The sequence below is a fragment of the Mesorhizobium sp. LSHC420B00 genome, from assembly GCF_000503055.1.
Lineage (GTDB): Bacteria > Pseudomonadota > Alphaproteobacteria > Rhizobiales > Rhizobiaceae > Mesorhizobium.
In genome coordinates, this window is sequence record NZ_AYVY01000036.1 from 73,034 (window position 1) to 79,162 (window position 6,129).

At 62.5% G+C, this 6,129-nt stretch carries 8 protein-coding genes; 7 read left to right on the top strand and 1 reads right to left on the bottom strand.

All coding sequences use genetic code 11. From position 1 onward, the window contains the following. Positions 1-100 precede the first annotated feature (100 nt). From X760_RS69740 to X760_RS77475, 6 genes are all read left to right on the top strand, one after another. Entirely contained in the window at positions 101-427 is a 327-nt protein-coding gene (locus tag X760_RS69740) for a DUF1330 domain-containing protein (protein ID WP_023677873.1), read from the top strand. Positions 428-548: 121 nt separating this feature from the next. Further along, complete coding sequence (locus X760_RS69745) at positions 549-1,079, top strand: hypothetical protein (RefSeq protein ID WP_051409763.1); 531 nt, start codon at positions 549-551, stop codon at positions 1,077-1,079. A gap of 238 nt (positions 1,080-1,317) precedes the next feature. Next, on the top strand, positions 1,318-1,842 hold the full coding sequence (locus tag X760_RS69750) for a TetR/AcrR family transcriptional regulator (protein ID WP_051409761.1): 525 nt from the start codon (positions 1,318-1,320) through the stop codon (positions 1,840-1,842). 86 nt (positions 1,843-1,928) lie between these two features. Beyond that, a complete protein-coding gene (locus X760_RS69755; RefSeq protein ID WP_023722344.1) occupies positions 1,929-2,954 on the top strand; it encodes an alpha/beta hydrolase in 1,026 nt (341 codons plus the stop codon). Positions 2,955-3,040: 86 nt separating this feature from the next. Beyond that, positions 3,041-3,331 (top strand): DUF768 domain-containing protein, encoded by a 291-nt coding sequence (locus X760_RS69760; protein WP_023722345.1) that lies wholly within the window; start codon positions 3,041-3,043, stop codon positions 3,329-3,331. Between the two features lie 41 nt (positions 3,332-3,372). Continuing rightward, the gene (locus X760_RS77475) at positions 3,373-3,516 is read left to right on the top strand and encodes a hypothetical protein (protein WP_198023575.1); all 144 of its coding nucleotides are present in this window, start codon (positions 3,373-3,375) and stop codon (positions 3,514-3,516) included. A gap of 72 nt (positions 3,517-3,588) precedes the next feature. On the opposite strand, the gene X760_RS69765 is transcribed toward X760_RS77475, so the two are convergent. Continuing rightward, entirely contained in the window at positions 3,589-4,752 is a 1,164-nt protein-coding gene (locus X760_RS69765; RefSeq protein WP_023722346.1) for a M20 aminoacylase family protein, read from the bottom strand. Positions 4,753-5,022: 270 nt separating this feature from the next. Between X760_RS69765 and X760_RS69770 the strand changes: the two genes are divergently transcribed. Continuing rightward, a partial coding sequence (locus X760_RS69770; RefSeq protein ID WP_023722347.1) for a D-alanyl-D-alanine carboxypeptidase family protein occupies positions 5,023-6,129 on the top strand: 1,107 nt, incomplete at its 3' end.

Here is a 6,129-nt window from a genome sequence, read left to right on the forward strand (position 1 = left end):
CGCACCAGTACAGATCGCGGACTGGCTGGCGCCGGCCTTGCCATGCGACCCCTCTGCCGCTGCACGGGATATCCCTGTGCACGACCAGGAGACATGACCCATGACCGCTTACGTTATCGCAGACATCAAGGTGAGGGACCCGAAGTGGATGCCGGCCTATGCCGCGTCGGTCCACGACCTCGTTCACAAGCACGGCGGCAGATATCTGTCGCGCAGCGGCAATGTGAAGACGCTCGAAGGCAAGCCGCTCGACACGACGCTGATTGCCTTGATGGCGTTCCCGACCGAGGCCGCGGCGCGCGCCTTCACCGACGATCCTGCCTACGCACCCTTCGTTTCGGCCCGTCAGGGCGGCAGCGACAGCCGTTTCCAGCTGATCGACAACTCCGATCTGGCCGGAACCATCCCGTATCTGCCGAAGGGATGATCTTCCCCTGCATTCGTCGCATCGGGACAGGGATCTCCCAGCAACAACAGCCACAGCGCCCACCTGCCGGACCTCCTTACTTCCGGCGGCCGGCCGGGCTGTGCTTTTCAAGAAGAATGGAATGACTATGACAATCACCTTTCGCAACAAATTCCTCGCTGCCGCGGCGCTGCTGGCGGCCTGCACTGCGTTGGCGCAGGCGCATCAGGCAGCGCCCGCGTCCGGTCCCAATCCGCTGGCCGAAAAGGTGCGAGCCGCCAACAGCCGCTTCGAGAATGTGGCGGCGGCGACCGCCGAGGGCTATGCGCCCATTCCTTGCGCCAGCGGCATCACCGGCGGCGCCATGGGCATCCATTACGTCAATCCCGGCTACCTCAAGGACGACGCTGTAGATGTCGCCAAGCCCGAAGCGGTGATGTACGAGCCGATGGCCGACGGCACGCTAAAACTGATCGCGGTCGAATACATCACCTCGAAAGGCCCGGCATCGCTCGATGGGCATCTGTTCAACTTCAACAGCGCGCCCAACCGCTATGGCCTCGGCCCGTTCTACGAGCTGCATGTCTGGGCCTGGAAGGGCAACCCGACCGGCGCGTTCGCCGACATGAACCCGAACGTGTCGTGCGAACCGACGACTGCTGCCAGCCAGTAAGCAGCCGGGCCAGGCGGCGCCAACGCCGCCTGGTTTTTAATCTCACAGAAGGGCCAGGCTCCGGGAGATCGCGATGCAACCTGGCATCGCTGGCGTGCCTGTGTGCCCATCGAGCTGTCTTTGCAAAAAGAGTCGCTTGACTGGCGATGTAAAATGCTCATTCTAGAATGATCATTTTACATTGGGCTCCATGACCAGACCGCGACTATTTGACGAAGCCACTGTGCTGGGTGACGCGATGAACGCGTTTCGACGGGCCGGTTTCGCGGGAATTTCGATCAAGGATCTGAGCGATGCCACCGGCCTGACGTCTGGCTCGATCTACAATGCCTTTGGCGACAAGGAAGGTCTCTATCGGGCGGCCTTCGGCCACTATATCGATGCCGTCATCCGACACCGTATCGAGACCTACATCGGCGAAGCAAGCGATCTGGATGGTTTGGAACAGTTGTTCCTGTCGTTGTTGCTGCCCGCCCCGGAATCCGGCGACCTCGGCTGTTTGTTAACGAATGCTGCTGTCGAGTTCGGTGCGCAACCGTCGGTCGCCTCGGAAGGTCTCGCGGAAGGCTTCGCCGTGCTGGAAGCCGCCATCCGGCAGGTCGTGGAGCGCCAGATCGGCGGAGGTCAGGTCGATCTCCACGTCGTCAGGCTTCTGCTTCTCTACCAAGGCATTCTCGTGCTGATCCGCGCCGGCCGAGACGTCTCGGCCTGCCCGGCCGTCATTCGATCAGAATTCGAGCAGCTAAGGAAACTTCTGCCATGATCACCCTTTCCCGCAGGGCGGTGCTTCTCGGCACCGCCGGCAGTCTTCTTGCGCCTTGCCTGCCGGTCTTTGGCGCGTCGCCGGCCATGCCGCCGGTCCGATACGTTCGCTCCAACGGCATCGATATGGCTGTTTATGAAGCCGGCAAGGGACCGGCGGTTGTTTTGCTGCACGGCTTTCCCGAACTCGCCTTTTCCTGGCGTCACCAGATCGCGCCGCTCGCGGCCGCCGGCTACCACGTCATTGTTCCCGACCAGCGCGGATATGGTCTGACCGACCGGCCGTCCAAGGTCGAGGATTACGACATGGTCCACCTGACCGGCGATCTCGTCGGTCTCCTCGATGCTCTCGGCGTCGAAAAGGCCGTGTTCGCGGGCCATGACTGGGGCGGCCTGGTCGCATGGCAGATGCCGCTTTTGCATCAGAGCCGGGTCACTGGCGTCATCGGTGTCAACACGCCATTCATTCCCCATGAAATGCTGTGGCTGCATCCGAGCCTCACCAAGGGGCTGACCGCCCCGGACAAGCCGTTCGTGGCCAACCCGGCAAAAGACCCGATCGCGCAGATGCGCGAAGTCTACAATCCCGACATGTATGTGCTGATGTTCGAAGATGGTGATCTCGCGGACCGTTTGATGGCGCACGACGTGGCGCGGGTGTTCAGGAGCAATATGCGCGAGGGTGTTATCACCGCCGCGCAATACGCCAAGCTGCCGCCGCAGGCCCGACACATGACATTCCTACAGGCGCTCTCGCAACCGGAGCCGAAGACGCTGCCCGGCGAGCTGATCCTGACGCCAGACGAGCTTGCTTTCTATGCCGAGAGCTTCGGGCGCACCGGTTTCACGCCGGGCATCAACTGGTACCGCAACTTGTCCCGCAATTGGAGAGCCGGCTTGAATGTCGACCAGACGATAAAAGTGCCTTCGCTCATGATCGGCGCTGAGGACGACGTCGTGTTATCTCCAGCGATGATGGATGGAATGGACGCCCACATCGCCGATCTCGAAAAACATGTGGTCGCCGGCTGTGGACATTGGTCACAGCAGGAGAAGCCGGGCGAAGTCACCACGCTAATGGTCGATTGGTTGAAGCGGCGGGTTCCTGCGTAGCCGACATGGCGAGCGGTGCAAAGACGGTTAAGATAGCGGAACTTTCGGGATGCCGGCGCGCTTTAGTGTCCCGAAGGAGACACCGCATGAGCGCCACAAAAGAGTTCTTTGAAACCTGGCTGCAGGAGAATGTCGGCAATCTGCCGGCCGAGAGCGAGGTGAGCGTCGCCGTCCTGGCGCAGCAATTCGAGCAGGATGCCGATGCTGCCGGCTACGGCCACGAGGTTCGCGAAGACGAGCTCGGCAACATCCAGGAGGCGATCGAGGCAGCCCTGAAGAAGGCAAGGACAGGCGAAGAGCCGCAGGCTGCCGACGACAATGAGCTGGCGCCGGTTATGGAGGCGCTGGAGGTCGAGGATCCGAAGAGCGGACCGTAGCGGTTGCGGCTCTTCCCTTCCACGCTACATGACCGGGCATAATGGATGCCAAACACCTCACACTCGGCGTCGTGATCGGCGTGGCCATCGGCGTCGTGTTGGACAACATTGTTGCGGGCATTGGTATAGGTATTGCTCTGGGCATTGCCTTCGGCCTTGCCCGGAAGTCGTCCGGCCGGAAGTGACCAGCAGAACATGTCCTGCCCGATTTTGCCGCCCAGAGGTGCGGCGGTCGCCGCACCGCCGATGCCGAACGGCTACGCCGCCAGCGCCGTCTCCGCCAGCTTCACCCAATAGCTCATGCCGTGCGGGATGACCTCGTCGTTGAAGTCGTAGGCCGGGTTGTGCAGGCCGGCGGTATCGCCATTGCCGATGAAGATGAAGGCGCCCGGCCGCGCTTCCAGCATGTAGGAGAAATCCTCGCCGCCCATCACCGGCTGGATGGCGCGGTGCACATGGCTGTCGCCGGCGACGTCGGCCGCGATGTCGCTGGCAAAGACCGTCTCTTCCGGATGGTTGAAGGTGACGGGGTAGTTGGCATTGTAATCAACCTCGATTGTCGCGCCGAAGGCAGCGCCCACGCCTTGGCAAAGCGCGCGGATGCGCTCTTCAGCCTTCCTGGCGACCTCCTTCTTCAGCGTGCGTACGGTGCCGGCGATCTCGGCGCTCTCGGGAATGATGTTATAGGCGTCGCCGGCATGGAATTTCGTCACCGAGACGACCACCGCCTCGACCGGATCGGTGCTGCGCGAGGCGATCGTCTGCAATGCGCCGACAAGCTGGCTGGTGATGACGATCGGATCGATGGTGCCGTGCGGCATCGCCGCGTGGCCGCCCCGGCCCTTGACGGTGATGGTGAATTCGGCGGTCGCCGCCATGATCGGACCCGGCCTGATGGCGAACTGGCCGACCGGCAGGCCCGGCATGTTGTGCATGCCGAACACCTTGGAGATGCCGAAGCGCTCCATCATGCCGTCCTTGACCATCTCGTTGCCGCCGCCGCCGCCCTCTTCGGCCGGCTGGAAGATAACCGCGACGGAGCCGGCGAAATTGCGTGTTTCGGCGAGGTATTTGGCGGCACCCAAAAGCATCGCGGTGTGGCCGTCATGACCGCAAGCGTGCATCTTGCCCGGGACGGTCGAGGCATAGGATTTGCCGCTGAACTCGTTGAGCGGCAGGGCGTCCATGTCGGCGCGCAGGCCGATCGTCGAGCCTTCGCCGTGGCGGCCGCGGATGATGCCGACGACGCCGGTCTTGCCCAAACCCGTCACGATGTCGTCGCAGCCGAAAGCCTTCAGCTTCTCGGTGACGAAGGCGGCGGTCTTGAAGACGTCGAAATTCAGCTCCGGCGTCTGATGCAAATGGCGGCGCCAGCCGGCCACCTCATCCTGCATTTCGGCGGCTCGGTTCAGGATCGGCATGATGGTTCCATTTCGCTGTTGGAGCAGGCGGTCTTGACCTGCTGCTGTGCAATTGTGCCTGCTGCCCTGCAACCATGCACGCTGCTTTGCATTGTGCTGCTGCTTCCACATTGTGATCGGCAGCACTTTGCCATGTTGACGTCACATAGAGTAAATAGCACCGCGACTGTGGTCCGGGAACAGAGAGCCGGACCATTATCCTGGCGATCGTGTAACGAAATCTTACGGAGCCAGGGGCGACTGCGGCAAGAGGCTATTTCGGTTTTCATGATGCGCTATAGGCATTTCCTCAAACTGTTGGTGGCGGGCGCGGTGGTGCTTGCGGCGCTGGCCGGGCCTGCCTTGGCCAATCCGACCATCCTGTTCGACCTGAACAGCGGCAAGATCCTGCAGCATCAGGAGGCGTTCAGGCGCTGGTACCCGGCATCGCTGACCAAGCTGATGACCGCCTATGTGGCGTTTCGTGCGATTGCCGCGGGCGAGGTCCAGCTCGATTCGCCGATCAAGGTGACGAAACATTCCGCCGGCGAGCCGCCGAGCAAGATGGGCTTCAAGCCGGGTTCGGTGATGCGGCTGGACAATGCGCTGAAGATGATGCTGGTCAAATCGGCCAACGATATCGCCATGGCGGTCGGCGAGAATATCGGCGGTTCGCAAGCGGCCTTTGCCGAACGCATGAATGCGGAGGCGCGGAGGCTCGGCATGAGCGGGTCCCATTTCGTCAATCCGAACGGGCTCTATTCGCCGGACCAGTATACGACAGCGCGCGATCTCGCTTTGCTGGTGATGGCGATCCGCAAGGAATTTCCGCAATATGCCCCCTGGTTCTCGATCGAAGGCCTTGCCGTCGGCAAGAAGGCGATCTCCAACTACAACCTCCTGATCGGCCGCTATCCGGGTGCCGACGGCATGAAGACCGGTTTCGTCTGCTCGTCCGGTTTCAACATGATCGGCTCGGCTACCCGCAACGGCCGCACCCTGGTCGCCGTGGTGCTCGGCGAGCAATCGGCCGTCACCCGCGCCGAGGCGGCGGCAAAACTGCTCGACCAGGGCTTTGCAACCCCGGCCCCGAGTTGGCTGACGGTCGCAGCGCTGCCTGCCTATGGCGACACCATGTCGGCCAACGACATGAACGACGAGATCTGCAAGAAGAAGCCGGTCGAGGAGCAGTCGGAAGCCGCACCCGCCGTCGGCGACAAGGGCAAGGACGTGCCGAAATCGCCCTATCAGGAAAAGCTCGACCATGTGCCGACGCTGATCGCCGTCGGCCTCGGCGGCGCCACGGGGCCGAAGCCGAAGGCGATGCTCGATGCCTCCGGGCAGGAATATGCCGACGTGCCGCTGCCGACATGGCGGCCGGACCGGGCGCCGCCGGCC